The 22,941-nt window shown below is 66.1% G+C and carries 16 protein-coding genes; 9 read left to right on the forward strand and 7 right to left on the reverse strand.

The window, feature by feature from the left end:
• Positions 1-5: 5 nt before the first annotated feature.
• From VYJ16_RS19020 to VYJ16_RS19030, 3 genes are all read right to left on the reverse strand, one after another.
• A complete protein-coding gene (locus VYJ16_RS19020) occupies positions 6-617 on the reverse strand; it encodes a hypothetical protein (protein WP_336351898.1) in 612 nt (203 codons plus the stop codon).
• Positions 614-961 carry a HalOD1 output domain-containing protein gene (locus tag VYJ16_RS19025; RefSeq protein ID WP_336351899.1) on the reverse strand — a complete coding sequence of 116 codons (348 nt, stop codon included), beginning with the start codon at positions 959-961 and terminating at the stop codon, positions 614-616. The genes VYJ16_RS19020 and VYJ16_RS19025 overlap by 4 nt, the downstream gene beginning before the upstream one ends.
• A gap of 311 nt (positions 962-1,272) precedes the next feature.
• Positions 1,273-4,794, reverse strand: a complete 3,522-nt coding sequence (locus VYJ16_RS19030; protein ID WP_336351900.1) for a PAS domain S-box protein — start codon at positions 4,792-4,794, stop codon at positions 1,273-1,275.
• Between the two features lie 315 nt (positions 4,795-5,109).
• Between VYJ16_RS19030 and VYJ16_RS19035 the strand changes: the two genes are divergently transcribed.
• The 4 genes from VYJ16_RS19035 (at position 5,110) to gdhB (ending at position 10,200) form a co-directional block, all read left to right on the forward strand.
• Entirely contained in the window at positions 5,110-5,559 is a 450-nt protein-coding gene (locus tag VYJ16_RS19035) for a hypothetical protein (protein WP_336351901.1), read from the forward strand.
• Positions 5,560-5,772: 213 nt separating this feature from the next.
• Positions 5,773-8,649 (forward strand): bacterio-opsin activator domain-containing protein, encoded by a 2,877-nt coding sequence (locus VYJ16_RS19040; protein WP_336351902.1) that lies wholly within the window; start codon positions 5,773-5,775, stop codon positions 8,647-8,649.
• Positions 8,650-8,752: 103 nt separating this feature from the next.
• A complete protein-coding gene (locus tag VYJ16_RS19045) occupies positions 8,753-8,896 on the forward strand; it encodes a rubrerythrin-like domain-containing protein (protein WP_336351903.1) in 144 nt (47 codons plus the stop codon).
• Positions 8,897-8,898: 2 nt separating this feature from the next.
• Positions 8,899-10,200 (forward strand): glutamate dehydrogenase GdhB, encoded by a 1,302-nt coding sequence (gene gdhB, locus VYJ16_RS19050; protein ID WP_336351904.1) that lies wholly within the window; start codon positions 8,899-8,901, stop codon positions 10,198-10,200.
• A gap of 96 nt (positions 10,201-10,296) precedes the next feature.
• Here the strand turns inward: gdhB and VYJ16_RS19055 are convergent, their stop codons facing one another.
• On the reverse strand, positions 10,297-11,529 hold the full coding sequence (locus VYJ16_RS19055) for an ABC transporter permease (protein ID WP_336351905.1): 1,233 nt from the start codon (positions 11,527-11,529) through the stop codon (positions 10,297-10,299).
• Positions 11,530-11,817: 288 nt separating this feature from the next.
• Here VYJ16_RS19055 and VYJ16_RS19060 point away from each other — a divergent pair, with 288 nt between their 5' ends.
• Positions 11,818-12,726, forward strand: a complete 909-nt coding sequence (locus VYJ16_RS19060; protein ID WP_336351906.1) for an ABC transporter permease — start codon at positions 11,818-11,820, stop codon at positions 12,724-12,726.
• A 281-nt stretch (positions 12,727-13,007) separates the two neighbouring features.
• Entirely contained in the window at positions 13,008-16,238 is a 3,231-nt protein-coding gene (locus VYJ16_RS19065; protein ID WP_336351907.1) for a hypothetical protein, read from the forward strand.
• Between the two features lie 81 nt (positions 16,239-16,319).
• Here VYJ16_RS19065 and VYJ16_RS19070 read toward each other — a convergent pair whose 3' ends face one another.
• From VYJ16_RS19070 to VYJ16_RS19080, 3 genes are all read right to left on the reverse strand, one after another.
• Entirely contained in the window at positions 16,320-17,630 is a 1,311-nt protein-coding gene (locus VYJ16_RS19070; protein ID WP_336351908.1) for a tyrosine-type recombinase/integrase, read from the reverse strand.
• A gap of 135 nt (positions 17,631-17,765) precedes the next feature.
• On the reverse strand, positions 17,766-19,154 hold the full coding sequence (locus VYJ16_RS19075; RefSeq protein WP_336351909.1) for an ATP-binding protein: 1,389 nt from the start codon (positions 19,152-19,154) through the stop codon (positions 17,766-17,768).
• A gap of 540 nt (positions 19,155-19,694) precedes the next feature.
• On the reverse strand, positions 19,695-19,859 hold the full coding sequence (locus VYJ16_RS19080; RefSeq protein WP_336351910.1) for a hypothetical protein: 165 nt from the start codon (positions 19,857-19,859) through the stop codon (positions 19,695-19,697).
• A 1,117-nt stretch (positions 19,860-20,976) separates the two neighbouring features.
• Here VYJ16_RS19080 and VYJ16_RS19085 point away from each other — a divergent pair.
• The 3 genes from VYJ16_RS19085 to VYJ16_RS19095 all read left to right on the forward strand — a co-directional run bounded on the left by VYJ16_RS19085 (position 20,977) and on the right by VYJ16_RS19095 (position 22,925).
• Positions 20,977-21,288, forward strand: a complete 312-nt coding sequence (locus VYJ16_RS19085; protein ID WP_336351911.1) for a HalOD1 output domain-containing protein — start codon at positions 20,977-20,979, stop codon at positions 21,286-21,288.
• 44 nt (positions 21,289-21,332) lie between these two features.
• Positions 21,333-22,196 carry a zinc metalloprotease HtpX gene (htpX, locus tag VYJ16_RS19090; protein WP_336351912.1) on the forward strand — a complete coding sequence of 288 codons (864 nt, stop codon included), beginning with the start codon at positions 21,333-21,335 and terminating at the stop codon, positions 22,194-22,196.
• A gap of 129 nt (positions 22,197-22,325) precedes the next feature.
• Complete coding sequence (locus VYJ16_RS19095; RefSeq protein WP_336351913.1) at positions 22,326-22,925, forward strand: TetR/AcrR family transcriptional regulator; 600 nt, start codon at positions 22,326-22,328, stop codon at positions 22,923-22,925.
• The last annotated feature ends 16 nt before the right edge of the window (positions 22,926-22,941 follow it).

Raw genomic sequence — 22,941 nt, forward strand, 5'->3', positions numbered from 1 at the left:
GGTGGTTAGGGGTCCACTGCGTCCGCGGGGTTGTGAGCTATCGTTGCGGCGGTGCCGGGGGCGAACAGGCGGTCGATGTCGGTCGCGGTGAGTGCGTGTGCGCCGTCGGTGACGGCCGGGGCGAGTTCGCGGAGGTCGGCTGCGAGTGCAGCGGCGGGCTCCGAGGAACCGGTGGGGGTCGAGTGCTCGTGGTCGATGACGAGTGCGAGTCTGTTGACTGTCGAGGCGAACCGATGGACGACGTCCGCGTAGGTGTCGCGCGCCAGGACGCGGTCGACGGTGTCGAGGAGCACCGGTCGCCTGACCGGCTTCTCCACGTAGTCGTCGAACGGCAGGTCGACGACGTCGGGGTCGCAGAGTCGATTGATGCAGAGGATGAGTCGTGGCGGTGACTGCGTGTGCCGCGTCGTGGGGGCCGTCGCCGTGTCGGTGACGGCTTCGAGAATCGACCTGTCGCAGATGGCGACGGCCGCACCCGTGTCCGTGATATCGGCGATGTGACTCGTGGACGCCGGCCGGGTGACGGCGTGACCCGCGTCTTCGAGCCAGTGCTCGTGGAGGGTTGCGAGCGCGGCGACGGTCTCGACGAGGAGGACCTCGTCGGTCGTGTCCGTCATCTGGACGACCGGTACGGGTGCGGTGCGTCGGCGTACACTGCGGTGACGGTGCCGGCGGCCGTGATGGTGACCGTGTAGCTGTCGTACTCGAAGGTGAGGACCGTGTCCGTGGTGACGGCCTCGTCGCGGACGGGTTCGAACAGTCCTTCGAGTGCGTCCACGTCGACGGCGGACTGGAGGGGTGCGTCGCTCGTGGCGTCGAAGGCCGGGTCCAGGTCGCTGATGGTCGCGAGGATGGCCTCCAGGACGGTCGGCGAGTCGCGCCAGTCGTATCGTGCCAGTTCGACGGACCGTGTGTCGGTGGGTCGGTCGTCGCCGCCAGTATCGTCGTGGTCATGTGTCATGGTGTGGGGTCGCCGAGTGAGATCGGGATGGTCGACTCAACGAGTGTACTCAGACCTTGCGTTCGGACCCTCATCTGGCGTGTCGCTATCAACATAGGGACCGGACCCTATGGGGGGCTACGTGAGTACCCTCTCCTCCCGCTCCCTTCGCCGACCCCTGCCCGTGTCCCCCACTTCTCCCAGTATCCCGTTCAGAGACAACATCCGTGCCCCGACGGATCATACGTCATCCATGGCGTACCGGGTCCGTCACAGCCGCGCGACCCGACTGTCGGGGTAGTCGCTCCGACCCGGTGCGCTCGATGAGCCGCTCAGTTCACGCCGTCGAAGAGCAACGACATGACGACGCGCTCCCCGGTGCGCCGATGCGACTGGTACGTCGACGACGCTATCGAGAGCACCTCCGCGAGGTCCTCGTTGGTCGCCGACCGCGGCCACTCGTAGTACCCACCGTAGAACGCCGCCTGCAACGCCTGATACTGTCGGTCCGTACACCCCTCCCGCACCCGCTCCCGGATGGCTACCGGCGTCTCGACCGCCGACACGTCCGACCGCCGCGCCGCCAACTCCACGCCCGAGAACCGCTCGGACAGCGCCTCGACGAACCCCCGAACGCTCGTCGACGACGCCACGCGAACCGTCACCGCCGTCCCGCCACCCGTCGTCTCCATCGCCTCCAACGCCGCCCCGTACTCCGAGAGCAACTCGAAGAACGGCGATTCCGAGACAGTACACTGATAGAGGCCCGACCCCTCGTCCTCGGCCAGCACGGCCGCCGAACGCACCACGTGCAACGCCGCCGGGAGCGACCGAACGGCCGCCGCCGACTCCTCGGCCTGCACGTACGCGACGTGCGACCCCGACCCCGACGGCATCGCGCCACGGAGCACTACCTCGCCCTCCAACTCCGCCGCGATGCGATTCCACACCAGTCCCGGGTCCGAGATCTCGACGTCGAGTTCGGTTCGCCTCCCCGGCAACTGCGGCGTCGTCACGCCAAGCCGACCCATCGCACTCCCGATGAGGTGGCCGAGTTCCCCGAACACCTCGCGCTGGTCGGGCGTGAACGAGTTCGCAGCCGACGCGTGCACGACCAGTACCTCGTCGGGCTCGTTCTCGAGAGGAATCGGGACGGCCGCAACCGACTGGAAGCCGTGCTGGAGCGCGGTCTCTCGCATCGGCCGCCACGCGTCAGTGCCGACAACCTGGTCGACGACCTGGACGGCGTTCGACTCGACGGCCGTCTCGAGAAGCGACTGGAGTGGCGCGCCCACGGCGTCGTCCTCGACCGCGTCCAGCAACCCACCCATCGACCCGGCCGTCGACGCCGCGACGAACGACTCGCCGTCGTCGGCCCGCTCCCCGACCCAGACCGCCGAATACTCCTCGCGGTTCCCCAGTCGCGTACACACGGCGTCCCTGACCGCCTCCTGCGTGGTCACGTCGTACATCGACCGCGTGATGTCTCGGATGATGCCGTTCAGTCGCTCCATGGCCTCCAGGGTGTCCGTCTGACGCTCGAGTCGCTGTTCGCGCTCCCGGAGCGCCACCTCGCGCTGGACGCCCTCGAACGCCGCCTCCAGGTTCGCAGCCAGAATCGAACACAGCTCGATCTCGGTGTGCGACAACCCGTCCGGTCCCTCGGCCGTCGCACGAAACACGCCGTGCTCGCCGAGCGGAATGAACAACCCAGTCGAGGATTCGTCCACCCCAACGGGCGCCGCGTCGACACCCCCAGGGTCCTCCAGTTCACCAGCGACCGCGTCGACAGCTCCCACTCCGTCCCCCCTGGGGACGTGACGTCGACTGTCAGAAGCGAACGCCTCCCACGCGACGTGGTCGTCCGCGGGCCCGACCGCGCCTTCCTCCCCGGCCACATCGACCTCGGGTGCAGTAGCCGCGATCGGACACAGCGCGTTCCGCGACTCGTCGTACTCGTACACCACGCCGTCAGCGATATCCAGTAAGTCCCCGACCGCCGCCGTCGCCACCGCCGCGATGCTCTCCGTATCGTCAGCCCTGAACATGTCCCGCGTATTCTCGTGAAGCGACCGCACCGCACTCTGGTACCGATGCGCCTGCGTCCGGTCGTTCAGCACCGTCAACACCGCCGTTTCGTCCTCGTAGACGACCGGTCGGGACGTCGTCGTCACGTACCGGGTCTCTCCCGTCACGGTCCGTATCTCTCGCCGCCTGTTCGTCGGCAACCGGTTTCCGCGCTCGGTCGCCCGCGCCTGCTCCAGGACCGTCTCCTCGTCCGACGCCGGCACGTACTCGAGCACCGACGTCCCCACGACGTCGTCGGCGGCGCCCACGCCCACCTGGTGGGCGAACGACTCGTTCGCGTACAGTATCTCGCCGTCGGTATGCACGAGGATGGAGTGCGGCGACATCTCCACGAGCGTCCGGTACCGATTCTCCGACCGTCGAAGCTCCGCCTCCTTCTCCCGGAGTTCGGTCAGGTCCACGACGACCGCCTGCCCGACCTGCTCGCCCTCGAACCAGCCGGTCGTCGTCTGCACTTGCACGTGCCGGACGTCCCCGTCCGCTCGCTCGAGCCGGAAGTTCGTCGGCCCGACGGCGCTCTCACTCCCGAAGATGTCGTCGATCTCGCCCTCGGCCACGGGTTCGTCATCCTCGTGAATGAACTCGAATATCGACCGCCCGACGAGGTCGTCGAGGTCCGAGAGCCCCAACAGGTCCAAGACCGCGTCGTTCCCCCAGACGGTCTCGCCCGTCCCATCGAAGAGGTTGATCGGCGCCGGCGAGTTCTCGACGAGGTTCCGATACCGGCGTTCGCTCTGCTCGAGTTTCCGCTCTCGCTCCTTCCGGTCCGTGATGTCGCGGCCTTCCGGCACGAGGAACTGTACCTCCCCGTCGTCGTCGCGAACCGGGCGAATCGAGAAGTCGATGATCGCGTCCCGGTCCTCGCCCTGCACCCGGTACTCGTCCCGGAACAACTCCCCGTCACGCGCTCGTTCGACGCCCTCCTTGACCGTTCGCTGTGTCTCGGGTTCGATCTGGAACGAGTACGTCTCCCAGATGGGCTTCCCGACCACCTGCTCGCGGTCGACGCCCGCGAACGCCAGCGCGGTGTCGTTCACCTCGAGCAGCGTGCCGTCGGTATCCATCAGCCCGATGAACGTGTACGTGTTGTCGAACACCGCCTCGAACCGCCGCTGTCGCCGTCGCCGGTCGGTGACGTCCTGGAACTGGGAGATGACGGAGACGACCTCCCCGTCCTCGACCAGGACGCGATTGTGCCACTCGCAGTGAACGCGCTCGCCATCCTTTCGGACGTTCTCGTTCACGTGCTTGAACCCGCCCTCGTTCTCGAGGAGGGCCTCCACCATCTGCCCCACGGACTCCTGCTCGGACGCGGGCACGATCTCCGTCCACGACTCCCCGCGGAGGTCGGCCTCGGAATACCCCAGGATGTCCTCGGCGGTCTCGTTCACGCGCAGGCATTCCATGGAGTCGTTCCACTCGATGACGCCGAACGGTGACTGGTCGAACAACAGGTTCAGGCGTTCCTGTTCCGCTCCCCGACCCCGAACTGCCTCGTACTCGTCAAGTGCCTCCCGAACCCGCTCCAGGAGGACCTGCTTCGACCCCGAATCCGGGTTCCGAACGACGTAGTCGGTGACACCTTCCGCGATCGCCGTACTGGCCACTTTCTCGTCCCCCTGCGACGCGTACAGAATGAACGGCAGGTCCGAATCGCCAGCACGAACGGTCTCGAGCAACTCGACGCCGGTTCCGTCACCCAACTCGTACGCCGCCACGACGCAATCGAACGACTCCTCCGCAACGGCCTCACGTGCAGCAGCCACACCGCGCTTCTCGACCACGGTGGCGTCGACGTCCCGTGGCCACCGCACGGTTGATTCTTCGGCGAGCGGCTCGACGCACAGCAGACGAGCCGATCCTCGCCCAGCACTTAACATGCCTCGCTAGTCAGGCAGGAATCACCATATAGTTCAGGATTGTCGGTATTCCCGGGGACTCGCCAGTGTCGCACTGCGGATGGAACGACGCCACCTGCAAGCCACGGTTCGACCATCGACCAACGTTTTCCGTCCCTTCCCAGTTCAAGGGGTGACCTAACACATCGCTTCATGAGGCAGCCATCGTCTCCTCGGACGTCCATGACCGAACTCACCGAGTACGAGACGTGCATCTCGAGAGGAGTCAAAGTGATCTGTCCGTGTGACTGGTTGGACGACGAAATGCCCCACTCTGTTCCGGTGTCGCACGTGCTGTCGCGGGGGGCGTGCGATCGAGCGGGGGCGTCGCTGGATGGGATGCGGTTGGTGATGAACGACCCCGACACCGGAGCGTTCGCGCAGGAGTATCGGCTCGACCGCCGCATCGAGACGACCAGGAAGGGGGGCGAGATTCCGTACTACGTCGCGCTCGCGCAGTGTCCGTACGACTCGTGCGACGGCGAGATGAGCGTGAATTGGATCGAAAGCACCACCGGGTCCCGTGCCATCGACCGCGACGAGCACGGGCACTGCAAGGAGTGTTCGCGTCCGATCGCGGGCGTGGACTTCCGGGTCGGGACGGACTGCGTCGGTCGCCTCTACCCGGTTTGACGACGATAGCGAGCGCATACCCCCGATTTGAGGCGGGGGCGTGAAGCGGAGACGACGAGCCCGAGGGGGTTAGATAGCAAACGATTTTGAACGTGGGGGGTTTGATGGTGGACTAGTGATGTGTTCGCGGTCGAGTTCGGACGACGAGGGGAACTGGGAAGCGCGCCCGTTCGAAGCCGCGTTGATCGGTCGCGGTCGTCGCGGGGTGGCCTGATGGAGGCGTCCTCCCCGGTCGTCGATTCGGCGACGGTACTGGTCGTCGGGGACGCCGACTGGACCGCGGGCTTCACCGCGACGCTCGAAGCCGAGACCGAGGCGAGCGCGAAGCGTGCGGAGACGAAGGCGGCGGCGCTCGACGTCCTGCAGGAGGGCGGCGTGGACTGCGTCGTCAGCGCCTACGAACTCGGGGACGCCACCGGCATCGAACTCATCAGAGAGGTGCGGGGCGAGACCGGGACGCTCCCGGTCGTGCTCTGTACCGGCGAGGGGAGCGAGTCCCTCGCGAGCGATGCCATCGCGGCCGGGGTGAGCGATTACGTCGCGCTCTCGGACCCGGTCGACGACCAGTTCGAGGACGTCCTCGAGCGAGTGGAGCGCGCGCTCCGGACCGCCCAGCGCAGTGGGACCCAGCGGGAGCGCGCCAGACAGTTCGACGCCATGTTCGACGATGCGCGGACCGCGACGTGGGTGCTCGACCCGGACGGCCGGCTCGAACGGGTGAACGAGACCGCTCGCGAGATGGTCGACGCATCGACCGCCGACCTGGTCGCGGAGCCGTTCTGGACGCTCCCGTGGTGGGCCGCGGACGGGGAGAACGCGGACGTCGAGCGACTCGTCCAGACGGCGCTCGACGGCGAGTTCGGGAACGCCGTCGTCATGCAACCCCCGGAAGTCGCGGGGTCGCGGGTGTTCGACCTCTCCGTGCGACCGGTCGAGAACGACCGCGGCGACGTCGTGTCGGTCGTCGTCGAGGCCGTCGACGTCACCGAGCGCGTCGACCTCGAACGCGACCTCCGGCAGTCCGAGGAACTGCATCGCGTGACGCTCAACAACATGACCGACACCGTCCTCATCACGAACGAGGACGGCGAGTACACCTACGTCTGCCCGAACGTGCACTTCATCTTCGGGTACACGGCCGAGGAGATCCACGAGCAAGGCACCATCGACGACCTGCTCGGGTCGGACCTCTTCGACCGCGAGGAACTCGCCGCCGAGGGCGTCCTCAAGAACATCGAGACGACGGCGGTCGACAAGGCGGGCCGCGAGCACACGCTGCTGGTGAACGTTCGCGAGGTCGCCATCCAGGACGGCACCCTCCTGTTCAGCTGTCGTGACATCACGAAGCGCAAGCAACGCGAGGAGGCGCTCGCGACGCTCCAGGAGACGGCTCGCGACTTCCTGTACGCCGAAACCCAACAGGAGATCGCCCAGCACGTCGTCGACGATACGAGCGGCGTCCTCGGGCTGGACGCGAGCGCGGTCTACCTGTTCGACGCGGCGGTCAACGAACTCCGCCCGACGGCGTACACGTCGCAGATGCGGGAGCTCAACGGCCCGCTCCCGACGGTTCGCGCCGACGGCGAGACGCTCCCGAGTTACAGCTTCGTCGAGGACGAACCGCTGTTCTTCGAGGACGTTCACGACGCGTCTCGACTCGAGAACCGGGCGACCGACCTCCGGAGCGCGACGTACATCCCGCTCGGCGAGCACGGCGTGTTCGTCAGCGGGTCGGACCAGGTCGGTGGGTTCGACGCCGTCACGGGAGAACTCGCCGACCTGCTCGCGGCGACCGCCGAGGCCGCGCTCGACCGCGTCGCTCGCGAGTCGCGACTCCGGGAGCAGGACCGGATGCTGCAGGCGCAGAACGACCAGCTGACGGCGTTGAATCGCATCAACGAGACGATCCGCGAGATCGACCAGGCCATCGTCGCCGCGGAGACCCAGGAGGAGATCGACCACACGGTCTGCGAGCTCCTGACCGGCGACGACCGGTTCGCGTTCGCGTGGATCGGTACCGTCGACGCGACGACGGACGCGGTCACGCCGCGCGCGTGGGCGGGCCGCGAACAGGGGTATCTCGACAGCCAGGCGTTCGCGGTCGACGCCGCGAACGCGGAACCCGCGGGGCAGACCGCGGCGACCGGCGAGGTGACGAAGGTGCCGAACGTGGCTGCCGGGCTTCGGGACGACCCGTGGCGGAAGGACGCGCTCGCGCGGGACTACCTCTCGGTGGTGAGCATCCCGCTCGTCTACAACGACCTCACGCACGGCGTGTTGACGGTGTACGCGCCCAGTCAGGACGCGTTCGACGAGACGACGGAGGCCGTCCTCGCCGAACTCGGCGAGACGATCGCCGCCGCGTTGAGCGCCATCGAGCGCAAGCACGCGTTGCTCACGACGTCGATGACGCGCCTCGAGTTCGAGGTCGACGACCCGGCGTTCGTCCTCTCGCGGTTGGCGGCGGACGCGGGGTGTACGCTCTCCTACCAGGGCGGCGTCCAGCAGTCGACGGAAGGCAGCGACGTGTTCGTGACCGTCGAGGACGGGAGCGTGGATGCGGTCGTCGACGCCGCCTCGCAGTTGGTCGGTATCGACGACGCCCAGCGCATCAGCGGCGACGGCGAGGGCGGCGTGGTCCGGTTACGGCTCACGCAGCCGTTCCTCGCGCTCGAACTCGCCGACCACGGAGCCGTCTTCCAGGAGGCGACGGCGAGTCCGAGCGCCACGACGCTCGTCATCGACATCCCGGGTGGTATCGACGCGCGAACGCTCACGGGGCTCGTCCGGGAGACGTTCGACAGCGTCGCGCTGCGGTCGAAGCAGACGCTCGACCAGTCCATCGAGCACGACTTGACGGCGACGGTCCTGGAGAAGCTGACTGACCGACAGCTGGAGGTCCTGCAGACGGCGTACTTCAGCGGGTTCTTCGAGTCGCCGCGCGACAGCACCGGCGAGGAGGTCGCGGAGACGCTCGGCATCTCCCCGCCGGCGTTCTACAAGCACTCGCGGACCGTCCAGCGGAAGCTCTTCGAGACGCTCTTCGAGGAGTCCAACGCGCCGGTCACGGGCACCGGTAGGGTTCAATAACGAACCGGGGTCTTCTGTCGGGGTTGGGTGATTAATCCCTGTGTATTCCCTAATACACTTATTACACTGGGTCGGGGTGCCTCGCCGGCACACCCGACCAATCATGAGAGACGTCGACCCCGAATCCGACCAAGAGACACCGTACGAGTGCTTCGGCTGTGGCAACATCATGATCGCGGAGAACCCCCCCGAGGGGTGCCCGGACTGCAGCGGCGCGATGCGGAATCGCCGAACACCACTCGAATAACGATGGCATCACAGACAGATTCCGCGCGACCGACGTCGGACGATGCCGCGACCGAGGACCCGGAGCCCGAGACAGCGCTCGAAACCGCTCGGCGACAGCTCCACCACGCCGCCGAGCACCTCGACATCGACCCGAGCATCGTCGAACGACTCAGACACCCGAAGAACGTCCACGAGGTGACCGTTCCCATCGAGCGCGACGACGGCTCCGTCAACGTGTTCACGGGCTATCGAGCACAACACGACAGCGTCCGCGGCCCGTTCAAGGGCGGCCTGCGGTACCACCCCGACGTCACCAGAGACGAATGCGTCGGCCTCGGCATGTGGATGACCTGGAAGTGCGCGGTCATGGACCTCCCGTTCGGGGGCGCCAAGGGCGGTATCGCGGTCAACCCGAAGGAGCTGAGCGCGACCGAGAAGGAGCGACTGACGCGTCGGTTCGCGCAGGAACTCCGCGACGTCATCGGCCCGAACCAGGACATCCCCGCGCCCGACATGGGAACGGACCCCCAGACGATGGCGTGGCTGATGGACGCCTACTCGATGCAGGAGGGCGAGACCACGCCCGGCGTCGTCACCGGCAAACCCCCCGTCGTCGGCGGCAGCGAAGGCCGCGAGGAAGCGCCCGGCCGGAGCGTCGCCATCGTCACGCGACTCCTCTGCGAGTACTACGACCGCGACCTCGCGGAGACGACCGTCGCCATCCAGGGGTACGGGAGCGTCGGCGCGAACGCCGCCCGACTGCTCGACGACTGGGGCGCGACGATAGTCGCGATCAGCGACGTCAACGGCGCGATGTACGACCCCGACGGCATCGACACCCGAAGCGTCCCGTCGCACGACGAGGAACCCGAAGCCGTCACCGAGTACGCCGACGACGTCATCTCGAACGCCGACCTGCTCACGCTCGACGTCGACGTCCTCGTCCCGGCCGCACTCGGGAACGTCATCACCGAGGAGAACGCCCGAGCCGTCGCCGCGGACCTCGTCGTCGAAGGCGCGAACGGCCCGACGACGTCCACCGCCGACGCCATCCTCGCCGAGCGAGACGTCCCGGTGATACCCGACATCCTCGCGAACGCGGGCGGCGTCACCGTCTCGTACTTCGAGTGGCTGCAGGACATCAACCGGCGCGCCTGGTCGCTCGAACGCGTGAACGAGGAACTCGACGCCGAGATGCAGGCCGCCTGGGAGGCCGTTCGAACGGAGTACGAGACGCGCGACGTGACGTGGCGCGACGCCGCCTACATCGTCGCGCTCTCCCGGATCGCCGACGCCCACGAAGCACGCGGCCTCTGGCCCTGACCCCGCAGTTCTCCCACCCGCCCCCGAATTCGTCTGCTCTCGACGCGACCACAGAGCATCGAAACCAACTGACTGTGGGCACGTTCGACGCGCCGGTCAGTTGTCGGTCTGTGGGGTGACGGCTTCGCCGAGCGTCCGGCCGAGCAGGGCGAACGCCAGCATCGTTCCCACGAGCAACGCGCCCGGGATGGCGGCGACCCACCACTCGGGTGCGACGCCGCCCTTGGCGGTGCCGAGACTGATCGTCTGGCCCCACGACACGACGGTCGGGTCGCCGAGCGTGACCATCTCCCCGTCGAACGGCGAGCGGAGGACGATGAACGACAGTGCTGCCTCCGTCACGACGAGTAGCGGAATCTGGAGGGTGACGTTCGTGAGAACCGGCTGCGCGATGTTCGGGAGGAGGTGCTGGCGCATGACGTCGAGTTTGCTCGCGCCGGTCGCTCGCGCCGCCTTCACGAACGGGCGGTCGCGCAACTGGATGGCCTCGTTCCGGACGAGGCGGGCGAGCCCGCCCCAGTTCGTCAACCCGAACACGAGGAGCAAGACGAGCAGGCGGTACTCGTCGTTCCACCACCAGAACAGGAGGTAGACGACGAGCGCGGGCACGGTCTGTGAGACGCCGGCGGCGCGCATCAGGACCTCGTCGACGCGCCCGCCGGCGTACGCCGCGAGCAGCCCGACGCCGATACCGGTCGGGACCATGAGGGTCGCGGAGACGACCGCGACCACCAGCGCCGTGTGCGCGCCGAGCAGGAGGAACGGCAGGAGGTCCTTCCCCGTCGAGGTCGTCCCGAGCGGGTACTGGAGCGTGCCGTGACACCGCCCGTTCGCGACGTCGCCGACGCACGACCCGGGCGTGAACAGGTGCACGGTCTCGACGGAGAGCCCGACGGGTGGCTGGCTCGCCCGGTCGAACGCGATACCCGTCGGCTCGGAGACGAGGACGGGCGCCGCGATCCCGACCGCGACGAACGCGACGACGAACGCGAGACTCAGGAAGGCGGCCGGGCTCTGCCGGAGTCGCACCCAGTGTCGCTTCGCCGCCGCGGGCTCGCGAACGAGCGGTGCGACGACGAACGCGAGGATCGCGAGTACCGACGCCGCGAACAACCAGTCCAGCGGTTCGAGGTTCGCGACGAGTGGGAGCGAGTTTCCGGCGACGTGCTCGTGGGAGAAGCCGACCGCGAGCACCCCGAGTCCCGCGAGGAACAGCCACGTCGACCGAGAGAGCCACCGCTCGCTGCCGGTGGCCTGCTCCCAGTCGACGTCCTGGAAGCGCTCCGGCTGAGCGGCCGAATCCGACTGCTCTGTCGTTGGCGGGGTCATGGCGGGCGGCTCGCTGCTGTCGTTGGCGGGGTCATGGCGGGCAGGTCGCTGCTGTCGATGGAGGGGTCATGGCGGGCGGCTCGGTGTTGGGGTCGCGTCGAAAGATTAAGTGGTTCCAGTTCGCGAGGTGAACGTATCGATGTATCATCAAGTGTCCCCATCCCAAGTAAACGTTACCCCCGGCGGTCGCGCTCTGGTACCGGCCGCTGACACGGGCCAACTGCCAGCCCTCCACGACGCTGACCCGTCGACTCTGGCGACGTCCGACAACGTCGCCGTCCCGGCGCCATGAACCGACTCGGGTTCCTCGTGCGTCGGACGCTGGGGCTCGCGGTGACGGTGTGGGCGGCGTTCACGCTCGCGTTCGCGTACATCGCGCTGACGCCGTTCACCGAGGGCCTGCTCGCCAGCGACCAGGTCACTGCGTCGCCGTCGGACCCCGTGCTCGCGCAGTACGTCGACTGGCTCGCGTGGACGCTGACCATCTGGGACGAACCGGTCGTCGCGACGACCCTCGACCACCTCGCGTACACCGCCGCGTACCTCGTTCCATCACTCGCGCTCGCCGTCGTCGTCGGCGTCGGCATCCGCGTGTACACCATCGGCCGCGAGGGCACGACGCTCGACTCGTACGTCACTGCCGCGTCGCTGGTCGCCGTCAGCATCCCCGTCTTCCTGCTCGCGCTCGCCATGCGCGAGACGCTCCTCGTGCCGTTCTTCGAGGCCTTCGACGTGATACGCATCTACGACCGCGCGAGCGGCGCGTTCACCGTCCGGAACCTCGAAGCAGCCCTCTGGTCGACGACCGTCATGACCCTGTTCCTGCTCGCGGTCCAACTCCGGTACGCCGGCGACATCCTCAAGCAGTACGCGTCGGCCGACTTCGTCAAGGTCGCCCGCGCGAAAGGCGGCGGCAGCTGGCAGGTCGGCCGCCACGTCTTCCGACAGACCGCCATCCCCATGGTGTCCGTGTTCTTCACCGAACTCCTCGGCACCGTCGTCCTCGCCGTCTTCATCGTCGAGTACGTCTTCGGCGTCCCCGGCATCGGCGAACTCACCATCGAAGCCGTCCTCGACCAGAACCTCCCCCTCGTCCTCACCATCGCCGTACTCACCGTCCTCACCGGCGTCCTCGCGAACTACCTCCAGGACGTCGCCTACATGGTCTACGACCCACGCGTCGACTTCGAGAACTAGACCCACGCCTCGACGCGGGGAGCGTGGGACCGCGCGACGCTCGACCCAGCGACCTTCGCGAACCTGACGACGTTGCCGACCAGAGGCGAACGCTGAAGGCTACACGAGTTGTAGCCGGAGAGCAACGTGACGGCCGTTCGTGAACCGGTTCCCGACGCGAGCATGCTGACGGCACTCCTCGAATTGCCTGCTATCGAGCCGCCGCGGTCGCGTCGGGACCACAGCGGTGCCAATGCGACGCCGAAGAACGACCCTCCGCGTGACACGGTCGGTGAGTCTCCATGACCAGACCGCTACTGCGGTCGCCCGACGCCATCGAGGACGAGGCCGTCCGCGAACGGGTCGTCGACCTCGCCGAGCGACTTCGCGCACCGGACGGGTGTCCGACCGAACTCGGCGCGCTGACCGACCGACGAAAGGCATGCGCGGCGGTCAGAGAACTGGAGGACCGTTCTGCCAGGACGCTCCTCGTCCCGGTCCTGCTCGAGGTGTTCCGCGAGGAAGCGAAACGGTCGTTCGGCCATCGGGCGGGAACGATGCTCCACCGACCGATCTCACGGGCGATCCGCACCGAGATACGCCATGCACTCGACCGGTTGTGGGGGCTCGCCACCGTCAACGCGTACGAGGACGCGGGCGAACCGCTCCGGTCGTTGCTAGCGCCCCTCGTCGACGTGGTCCACCTGGACGGACGACCGCGGGCGTCCGGCGGCGGTCTCCTGCTCCTCGGGGAGGCCGCGAAGTGGCGCCCGGACGCGGTCGCCGAGTCCGTCGTGGCCGCGGGTCGCCCAGCGGAGTTCGCGTCCACAGTCGGCGCGTGGCTCGAGACGGTCGACGACCGCGCGGCCATCGATGGCGTCAGACTCCTCGCAGCCGTGGCGACGCGATTCCCCGACACCCTCCCCGCCAGCGACGAGACGCTCCGCCGCGGCCTCGAATCGACGCTTCGATCCGACTCCACCGCAATCAGCAGTGTGGCGCTGCTCGTCTGCGATGCACTCGGAATCGACGTCACGGACGACGACGGGGACGTCCGCTCTGACCCGAGAGCGTACCTTCGAGCGTGCCTCGGGGCAGCAGACGCCGACGTGCGGCCGACACTCTCGGTGCGGCTCGGACACGTCGTCGCCACCGACACGAACCCCGACGCACTCGTCGAACCGCTCGTTCACAGGGCGCGCCAGCGGCGTAACTTCGAGCGCGACCCGGTGCTCCGCGCGATAGGTGAACTCGTCGCGTCGGACGTCGACTCGCCCAGAGGCGCGGTCCGAACGCTCTCGACGCGAGTCCGGGAGTCGTCGGACCACTCCCAGTCGCAGTTCGCCAGGTCGCTCGGCGAGGTGGCGACGACGTATCCCGAAGTCCTCCCCGAAGCAGTGCGGTCGCTCGCCGTGGTCGTAGACCGAATCGACCCCGGCGACGCCCACCTCTCCAAGCGAACCCTGACCGAGTTCCTCGGTCGGGTGGTCGTGGCCGGCGACGAGTCGTCGAGCTGCGTCTTCCAGGCGCTCAGCCGCGAGTGGGAGGTCGACTTCGGCCACCTCGCCGTCATCAGGAGCGAGTCGGTGCTGCCGACTGCGGGCGCGGTCGCGCTCGAGGCTCCAGACCTCGCCCCTGACGCGCTTCGACCGCTCCTCGAGCGCGCACGCGCCCTCGGTGACAGGTCCGACGAGGCGCTCCTGACGGCCGTGGGGGACGTCGTGCTCCGTATCGCCGACGACGACGAGAACGTCGCGGCGGTGCTGTGCGAGCGAGTGACAACGACCGAGCATTCACGACACGAGCAGGTGGCGTGGCTCCTCGGCGCGTTCGTCACGGGCAGCGTCATCCCGGAACCGTTCGAACGAACCGCATCCGTGGCGCGAACCGCCGTCAGCGACGCCCTCGACACCGACCGTGCACTCGGAGTGGCCGGTGAGGTCGCCGCGCTCGAGCCGGAATCCGTCGCCGACGCGACCGACGCCCTCGCGGCCCGGGTGCAGGACGCGGATCGAGGCTCGAACCGCCGTGACCGGACGGCACAGGCGCTCGGCGAACTCCGAGCGACCGCATCCGCCGCGGACTCAGGCCTCGACCTGCTGGCCGAGCACGTCCGCACCGCTTTCGGCGACGAACGCACGGCGTACGCTATCGCACTGGGCGAGACGACTGCCGCGAACCGGACGAGCCCCGCCGAGGGACTCCGGACGCTCGTCGAACACGTCCGAGCCCAACACGTAACCGACCACCAGGAGTTCGGGCCGCCACTCCGAGCGCTTAGCCAAGCCGCCGTGACCCCGGACGTGCCACTCGCGGAGACCCACGCCCCGCTCGTCGAGTGGACTCGAGACCGTCCGCCGACTGGCCAGACCCAGGAAGCAGACCCACCCGTCATCGTGGGTCAATCCGAGTCGACGGCGGACGAGTCGGCGAGCAACGAGCGGGACGAACCACCCATCCATCCGCGCAGGCACACCACGCTCCCCGCCGAAGTCCTCGGCGAGACCGCACTCGCGACGCCCTCGGTCGTCCCGGACGCCGTCGCCACGGCCGCTCGAACGATACGCGGATCCGGGGAGCCGGCCGCGGCAGACCGCCAGACGCTCGGCCTCCTCGTCGCCGCGGAGGACCCGTTCGCGCGAACGCTCGGCCGGGAGCTCCTCGAGGGATACGGACAGCACGACACATCGATCAGCGACAGCGCGCTGACGTCCATCGGACAGACCGTCGTGTCGCCCTCGACAGGACTCGCGACCGTCACCTCAGTGGAGTGCGAGCGAGCGCGCAGGACCGCTGGACTCGAGCAATGGCTCACCGTCGGCGGCCTCGCGTGCCGGTCCCTCCGGGACCGTCGACGCGCCACGGCGACAGTGAACTGCCTCGCCGACGCCGTCGAACTCACCGAAGACGGCTACGACGGGCCCGCCGAAGCCCTCGGCGAACTGCTCGTCGCGTCCCCCGAACTGGCGTCGGACTCGGTGAGGCCGCTCGTCGACTACCACCGCCAACGAACGTGGGGCGGGATCTCGGAGCTCGAATCAGAGTTCCTGTCGCTCAAGACGATCGGGCTGCTCGAAGCCGTGGACCCGATCGAGTTCGCGACGGCCGTGGTGACCCAGCTGCTCTCTGGAGCGGGCGACCTCCGTCGATACGTCAGGCAAGCGATCAGGGCGACGAACCACGACGTGATCTCGCCGGCGGACCTCGTCCAACCGCTCGAAGACGCACTCGCGTCCACGCCATCGGGCCCACCCGACTTCTTCTCGGGCTACCACTCCCACGAGTCCGGCTCCGGAATGCAACCACTGTGCAGCGGGTGCGGCAGTCGCGAATACGCCGACGCCTTCTTCGAGCTCATCGCCCTCACTGCCACGCACATCCCGGCCTCACCCGAGTTCCAGGCGCTCCGCGATCAGATACGGGATCTCCTCCGCGAGGTACCGACCACGACCGTTCGCGACCGATTGACGATCACGGACACGCTGTCGCAATTGGACGCCGTCGCCGCGCACTCACACGACGAGACGTATTGAGAGACTGGACTACCCGATCGAGCTCGACCCTCGGTGGACTCACCCTGCCCCGCTGATTCACGCGCGGCATCCAGATGATTCTCAATCATCAAGCGTCTCGTTCGGTGGGGCGAATGCTGCTGCAAGGCGCTCGCGCATGGCATCCCGTCGCAGCCGTCGGGCGCGGTCCTCGGACAGGTAGTTCTGGAGGACTACCTCGGGGTCGCTGCTGCCCTGTTCGGCGGCGATATCCTCGAGCCCGCTGATGACTTCCTCGAGCGTCTCCGAGTACTTGTCGTACCAGAACCGCCGACACAGCTGCGGCGACGGCCGCTCACCGTCGATACGTTCTGGCAGTCCGGCGGCGTCGGCGAGCTCGCGGAAGCGCCGCCAGACCGTCTGCCGCGAGATGTGGTCCGCGTCCGCTTGCGTCGACGGAAACAGGTACCCGTTCCACGACGAGCGGTCGCTCAACTGCGCGAGTCGATCCTCGAGGACGTCCATCCCGTAGAGGATGCTAACCGACCCGGGACCGTTCTTCCGTTCGGCGAACTCGAGACGTGGGACGTCCCCACCGTCGCGGTCGAGCTGCCTGACGTGCAGCTTGGCGACCTCGTTCGCACGCAACCCCCACGCGGCGAGGGCGACGACCAACAGTTCCTCCTCGAGCCCTTCGACAGCGTCCATGAGTGCTTGCACGTGCTCCGTTCGAAGGGCGGGCGTGTCGCCGTCGGTGGTAGTGTCCCACTTGAATTCGTCGTCGAGCCCGGCGGCGGGATTCGTGGCGGCGACCTGGCGGGACACGAGGTGACTGTAGAACGATTCGACGATGTCGGCGACCCGCTTGATCGTGGTGTCACTCTTCTCGGTACGCTCGTTTAGGTGGTCGAAGGCGGCGAAAACCTCGTCGACGCTCTCGTACGCAGGGATGTCCGTGTCTCGAGCGACAGAGTGGAGGAGGTCGGCGTGGTCGTTCGCACCCTTGAATGCTTTGAGGTAGGTGTTGAGGCGGTAGCGGAGGGTGTCGACACTGGCGTCACTCAGGCCGTAGCGGCTCGCGCGCCGGTCCAGGAAGTGCTCCAGGGCGTCGATTGTGACTTGGTCGTTGGACGCCCAATCGTAGCCATCCACGTCCGCGTCGGGGGCGATGTGCTGGCTCCAGAACTCACTGAAAGTCACGTCGTGGTGACGGCGGAGGGCGGCGACGAACGGCCGATAACCGTTGTCTGCGAGCCAGCTGGCAGTCGGTTTCTCGGTGTCGACGTCGATGCCGTCGGCGCCGGCGTCGGAGGCGACGTGCCGCCAGAAGTACTGCTGCATGTCGCCGAGGTCCTGGTCGGTCCAGCGGCGCGTAGGTGGTCCGTGGGCGTCAGTTCCTTCGAGTTGGTCCGCGGAATTCGTCGAATCAGCCATAGATTGGAGAGTTGTGTGGTCGGCCCGACGCGATGGTGTGCAACCTATCCTGGTTTTCTCATCGTCCTCGCTAGTACTTTGTGGTTGTTACAGTCAGATTACGGCCCTGTCAGGGGATGCGCGGCGTCGTACAGCTCAGCTAGAGTGCGACGTTTCGAAGAGGTCGACGACAGCACCTGGTGTGAACAGACGGAGATCCTCCCGGGAGGCAGCCGCTTCCTGGAGTTCGCTGGTGAAGCCTTCGCGAGCGAACAGGGCATAGACGACCGACCGGTCGGTTCCGTGCCAGCGGACGTCGCTCTCGAGCGCTTCGAGGTCAGCAAGCAACCCATGCCCCACTTCGCCCGTGGTCCATTTGCATTCACCGAGCAGGAGCGTCTCCGTTTGCTCGTTGATTCCGGCCACGTCGATCTCGTTCTCCCCGTACCACCACCGGCCGACTCGCGAGCAAGTCACGGGGAACGCAGCGGTTCGAACGACCTGTCTGCAGACGGTTTCGAACGTCCAACTTGTATGCTCGGATAGCGTGTTCTCGATAGCTCGTCGAACCGGCGTCGTGTTGCCCTGTTCGAGGGTCGCTCGGTTCGGGAGGACGTATCGGAACCAGAACCGGAGGAACTGGTCGGTGATCCGGTAGACACCACGGCCGTCGGGGTCAGTGACTGGTGTTTCGCGTTCGACGAGTGCGATGCGCGTGAGGTTCTGGAGGTACCGAGAGATGGAACTGGCGTCTCGGTCAATCTCGTTCCCGATTTCGCTCACTCGCGTCGCTCCACCGGCGATGGCTTCGAGAATCGCCATGTAGGTTGGTGGTTCGCGGAGTTCCTGGCGGAGCAGGAACTCTGGTTCTTCGTTGAGGAAAGCGCCCTTGGAGAGGACGAATTGTTCGACGTTGTCGAGCAGGGCTCGGTTGGTATCGAACTGTTCGAGGTAGGCAGGGATGCCGCCGAGGATGCTGTAGGCTTCAATCAGTTCGCGTGGGTCGTAGTCGGGGAAGAAGCCGGCGGCGTCGCCGAGCGTCATCGGTTCCATGCGCCATTGGCCGGTTCGGCGGCCGTAGAGTGGGCTCTCGTAGCTGAGGACGCCTTCTTCCATCATGGAGATGGACGAGCCGAGGAGGACGAGGGAGATGCCTGTGCCGTCGAGTGTTTGGTCGACGATGGTCTGGAAGACGGAGGGGATGGTGTCGTCTTCGTCGACGAGGTAGGAGAATTCGTCGAAGGCGACGACTGCAGGGCTGTCGAGGCGGCGGGTGAGGTATTCGAAGGCGTCGACGAAGCCGTCGACGTCTGGTGGGATGTCGTCGAGCTCGGTTGCGCAGTGGTCGGCGAAGCGGCGGGCGTTTTGGGTGGTGCCGCGTTCGTCGCAGAGGTAGTAGAACGTTGGTGTGTCGAGTGAGTTGAGGACGCTTGTGACGAGGGTGGTTTTACCGACGCGGCGTCGGCCGTAGAGGACGAGGAGGTCTTCGGTGTCGCTGGTGAGGTGTGAGTGGAGCCAGTCTCGTTCTGCGTCCCGATCAATCATTATGTGCACGATAATATTATCTCCTGCATAATCAGTGTGTGGGTCAGTCAGGAGCCTGACCGAGAATCAGCAAGAAGCAACCAATGACCGAGGTTAGCCGAGAGCTGGCGGTTCTCGGAGTGCAGATCGCGGGGTGGGAACCTGATTCGGGGAAGAGCTGGGTTCGCTTGCGGTGGCGGATTTTGAGAACAGGGTTTTCGCGGGATTGGGCATTCTTGTTGTTCAGCAGTAACATATTTGTGTGTTACTGACGAGACCAGTCAGTTGCACACACGATTTCTGCCCACCACAGGGACCGAACCGGAGTAAACCACATATCGCTATACAAAAAACTACTACGTCTCCTTCCCCACAGGTTCGGAGGATGGGCTAGTTCTAGACCATCTCTCCGTCTACTCGTGGTTTTTCTCGGCGGTCAAGGGAGGATATCGAACTGTTATGGCCGTGACTATCGGATAGAGGTGCGAAATTGCGTGAATTCTAGCGTTGCTGGATAGTGTCGCCACTTTCGAGCAGCGAACTCAGCGGGGGTTCAGCTTGTCAGTCGGGAGGGATCAACGCCGAGACGACGATCTCGACACATTCGCCCGCGGTCAACACGGGTGCGTAGTCCATCTCTCCATCGACGCCTGCTTTCAGCAGGAAGTCGGTGAGTCGCCAGATGTTGTAGAGGAGGACGGCGAACACGAAGTAGAACAGCCGCACCCTGTAATCCTTCGAGTGCCTTGTGGCGTGCCACAGCCGACCATCCCCATGAACGTCTGTAACTCGAAGAATTGGGTGTCCTCGTAGGTGGCGTTCGCGGCACGACGGGAGTCGAATCCGTCGAAGCCGTGGTCCCGAGCGAGTCGCGTTGTCCGCTTGATCTGCTCGGTAGTGAACTCGCGTGGGTCGTTCTCGTCTAAATTGTCCGGGAACGCATTCGGGTCTCGGTCTGAGGACACGACCTCCGCTTTGGGTCGGGCTTCGGGGACGTGGATGTCGTGGTCGTGAATCTCTTTGACGACGTAGTGTGCGGCTGTAGTGACGAATTCTCTGGTGGTGTCATCGAATCGGTTGCGCCAGGTCCGGGAGAGCACCGATTCGTTGGGGATCTTCTTGAGTCTGAATACGTCGGCCAGTTCGGGATATCTGGTGAGTGCGCGGTAGCTCTTGCCGGTGAGCTCTCGGTAGATGAACAAGCGCATCATGCCCTCGAAGGAGTGGGGTGCGGGGTGCCATTCGGGATATCCGTCATCGAGCAAGCCGAACGGCCCCGCCAACTGTCGAAGTGCGGTACAAAGCGACTGGTCGCTTTCGAGTGCGGTTCTGAGCTTCGTCCCGACGATTTACGCATCGGTCAACAGCTGCTCTTGACAGGCCATAATCGCCATCCAAGAAGCCAATCAGACAAGCAATGTGCTTCATCTTCTCGCACCTACCGCAGGCGTTACTGTCGGATTGATAGACACAGACAATCTTTCCCCCTCGGGGCACCTCGGTCGCTTCGCTCCGTGTGGGCACCGCTCGCGGCAACAACAGGGGTCAACAAGTCCGCCTCCGCCGTCTTCGATGGCTCCGGCGGCGAAATGCGCTTGCGATGCTCGCGTGGACGGTCACTGACGGACTGACGGCCGTTGGTCAACACGCAGATGGACTGAGTAGATAGCCTACGATGAAAGAAAGGCACACATTAAATCCACCTCTCTCATCGAGGTTGTGATAGTGCCCGTTTGGCTCTCATCGGAGGTTCCCATTGGAATATTGCGTCTCCGACTCAGGACGACAAGGCTTATATTGACTGAACGTTCATTCAAAAATGGGCATGAGCCCACCTCAACCAATGTCCCGCACCAGCCAGACCACCACAACGACCGGCATCTATCGCACCACCTGGAACGAGACCACCTCGCTCCACGACGTCATCGTCGAGGGAGTCGTAACCGCAACTGGCAGAACCCGCAGCACAATCGAAGACCAGTACGACCGCGCACACGCACGCTCGCTCCGTGACCTCTTTGACACAGATAACACCTCGGTCCCCTCCACAGGCGTCGTCAAATTCGTCGTCGCAGCCTGCACCGTCTCCGTCCACAGCGACGGCCGTCTCATCGTCGAACCACCGGACAGTATCCACCACGGCACCAGCACCTGAGTAAGCCACTACGCTACACCTGACGAGACCCACCCACAACCCATATGACACGCACACTCCCAACCGACCGCGGACTTCAGGCACGCATGGTGGTCACCGTCGTCCTGCTCGCCGGCCTCTACGCTGGCTTCGTCGGCGTCCTCGTCCTCGTCGACGCCAGCCTCCTCGTCAGCGTCCTCGTCATGGGCACGCTCCTCGGTGGCCAGTTCCTGCTCAGCGACCGCCTGGCACTCCGCGCGATGGGTGCACGCACCGTCGACGCCGACGAGTATCCACAGCTCCACGCGGTCGTCACCCGACTCAGCCAACAGGCAGACCTCCCGAAACCGTCGGTCGCCGTCGCGCAGACCAAGACTCCGAACGCGTTCGCGGCCGGGCGCTCGCAGTCCGCCGCCACCGTCTGCGTCACCACCGGTCTCCTCGAGACCCTCGAGGACGACGAACTCGAAGCTGTCGTCGCCCACGAACTCGCGCACGTCAAGAACCGCGACGTCATGATCATGACTGTCGCGTCGTTCTTCTCGACCATCGCGATGTTCGTCCTCCGGTGGGGCTGGCTGTTCGGCGGTGACGACGAGAATCCGTCGGCGCTCGTCGCCGTCATCGCCTCGTTCGTCGTCTGGATCATCTCGTTCCTCCTGATGCGTGCGCTCTCGCGGTACCGGGAGTTCGCGGCCGACCGCGGCGCGGTCGCCATCACGGGCCGGCCGAGCGCGCTCGCCAGCGCACTCCAACGCATCGACACGCGGATGGACGCCGTCCCGAAGCGAGATGCTCGCGAGCGGGCCGAGATGAATGCGTTCTTCATCCAGCCGCTCAGGAGCGGTTTCGTCGGCCGCCTGTTCAGTACGCACCCGAGCACGGAGGCGCGCATCGAGCGCTTGCGGGACTTCGAACGATCGCTCTGACAGCGGCGTTCGGCCAGTCACCCCACGACGTGTCCGTCATCGCGAGTCTTCGCGACTCCTTCGGCCCCGGGCAACGGTGCAGGTGGCGAGTGACAACGGTTTACTGCGGGGTCCGTCTATGACCGGGTAATGAGCGAGTCGAGCGACGATGCGGAGACGACCGACGAGATAATGCGGGCGACGTACCGGGCGTTGTTCCAGCACGGGTACTCCGCGACGACGATCTCGAAGATCGCCGACGAGTTCGACAAGAGCAAGTCACTCATCTACTATCACTACGAGGACAAGGAGGAGTTGCTCGGGGCGTTCCTCGAGTACCTCTTGGACCAGTTGGAGTCGGATCTGGCAGCCTCGGACGGTGAGGATCCGAAGTCGCACCTGCTCGAGGTCGTCGACCTGTTGTTGCCGAGTGAGCTCGAGGACGAGCGGTTCACGTTCCTGCGGGCGTTGCTGGAGTTGCGGGCGCAGGCGCCGTATCACGAGTCGTACCGCGAGCAGTTCGAGCGGTCGGACGAGCTGGTCGTGTCGTTGCTCGTGGACGCGATCGAGTGGGGTATCGAGGAGGACGTGTTCCGGGCTGTGAACTCGCGTGAGGTTGCGGAGTTCGTGTATTCGACAGCGTACGGTGCGATAGAGCGCGGGGTGACGGTCGACGACCCGTCGGTGCTCCACGAGAACCGTGGGTACATTGAGTCCTATCTGGAGGCGACCCTGTTCAAGTACTCCTGAGTCGGGTTCGGCGCGG

The sequence above is a fragment of the Halorubellus litoreus genome, assembly GCF_037081675.1.
GTDB classification, from domain to species: Archaea; Halobacteriota; Halobacteria; order Halobacteriales; family Natrialbaceae; genus Halorubellus; species Halorubellus litoreus.

Bases quoted from the DNA above. Each gene is read 5' to 3' on its own strand.
- VYJ16_RS19020 (WP_336351898.1), bottom strand. From the start codon at position 617: ATGACGGACACGACCGACGAGGTCCTCCTCGTCGAGACCGTCGCCGCG.
- VYJ16_RS19025 (WP_336351899.1), bottom strand. From the start codon at position 961: ATGACACATGACCACGACGATACTGGCGGCGACGACCGACCCACCGAC.
- VYJ16_RS19035 (WP_336351901.1), top strand. From the start codon at position 5,110: ATGACCGAACTCACCGAGTACGAGACGTGCATCTCGAGAGGAGTCAAA.
- VYJ16_RS19040 (WP_336351902.1), top strand. From the start codon at position 5,773: ATGGAGGCGTCCTCCCCGGTCGTCGATTCGGCGACGGTACTGGTCGTC.
- VYJ16_RS19045 (WP_336351903.1), top strand. From the start codon at position 8,753: ATGAGAGACGTCGACCCCGAATCCGACCAAGAGACACCGTACGAGTGC.
- gdhB (WP_336351904.1), top strand. From the start codon at position 8,899: ATGGCATCACAGACAGATTCCGCGCGACCGACGTCGGACGATGCCGCG.
- VYJ16_RS19055 (WP_336351905.1), bottom strand. From the start codon at position 11,529: ATGACCCCGCCAACGACAGAGCAGTCGGATTCGGCCGCTCAGCCGGAG.
- VYJ16_RS19060 (WP_336351906.1), top strand. From the start codon at position 11,818: ATGAACCGACTCGGGTTCCTCGTGCGTCGGACGCTGGGGCTCGCGGTG.
- VYJ16_RS19065 (WP_336351907.1), top strand. From the start codon at position 13,008: ATGACCAGACCGCTACTGCGGTCGCCCGACGCCATCGAGGACGAGGCC.
- VYJ16_RS19070 (WP_336351908.1), bottom strand. From the start codon at position 17,630: ATGGCTGATTCGACGAATTCCGCGGACCAACTCGAAGGAACTGACGCC.
- VYJ16_RS19075 (WP_336351909.1), bottom strand. From the start codon at position 19,154: ATGATTGATCGGGACGCAGAACGAGACTGGCTCCACTCACACCTCACC.
- VYJ16_RS19085 (WP_336351911.1), top strand. From the start codon at position 20,977: ATGTCCCGCACCAGCCAGACCACCACAACGACCGGCATCTATCGCACC.
- htpX (WP_336351912.1), top strand. From the start codon at position 21,333: ATGACACGCACACTCCCAACCGACCGCGGACTTCAGGCACGCATGGTG.
- VYJ16_RS19095 (WP_336351913.1), top strand. From the start codon at position 22,326: ATGAGCGAGTCGAGCGACGATGCGGAGACGACCGACGAGATAATGCGG.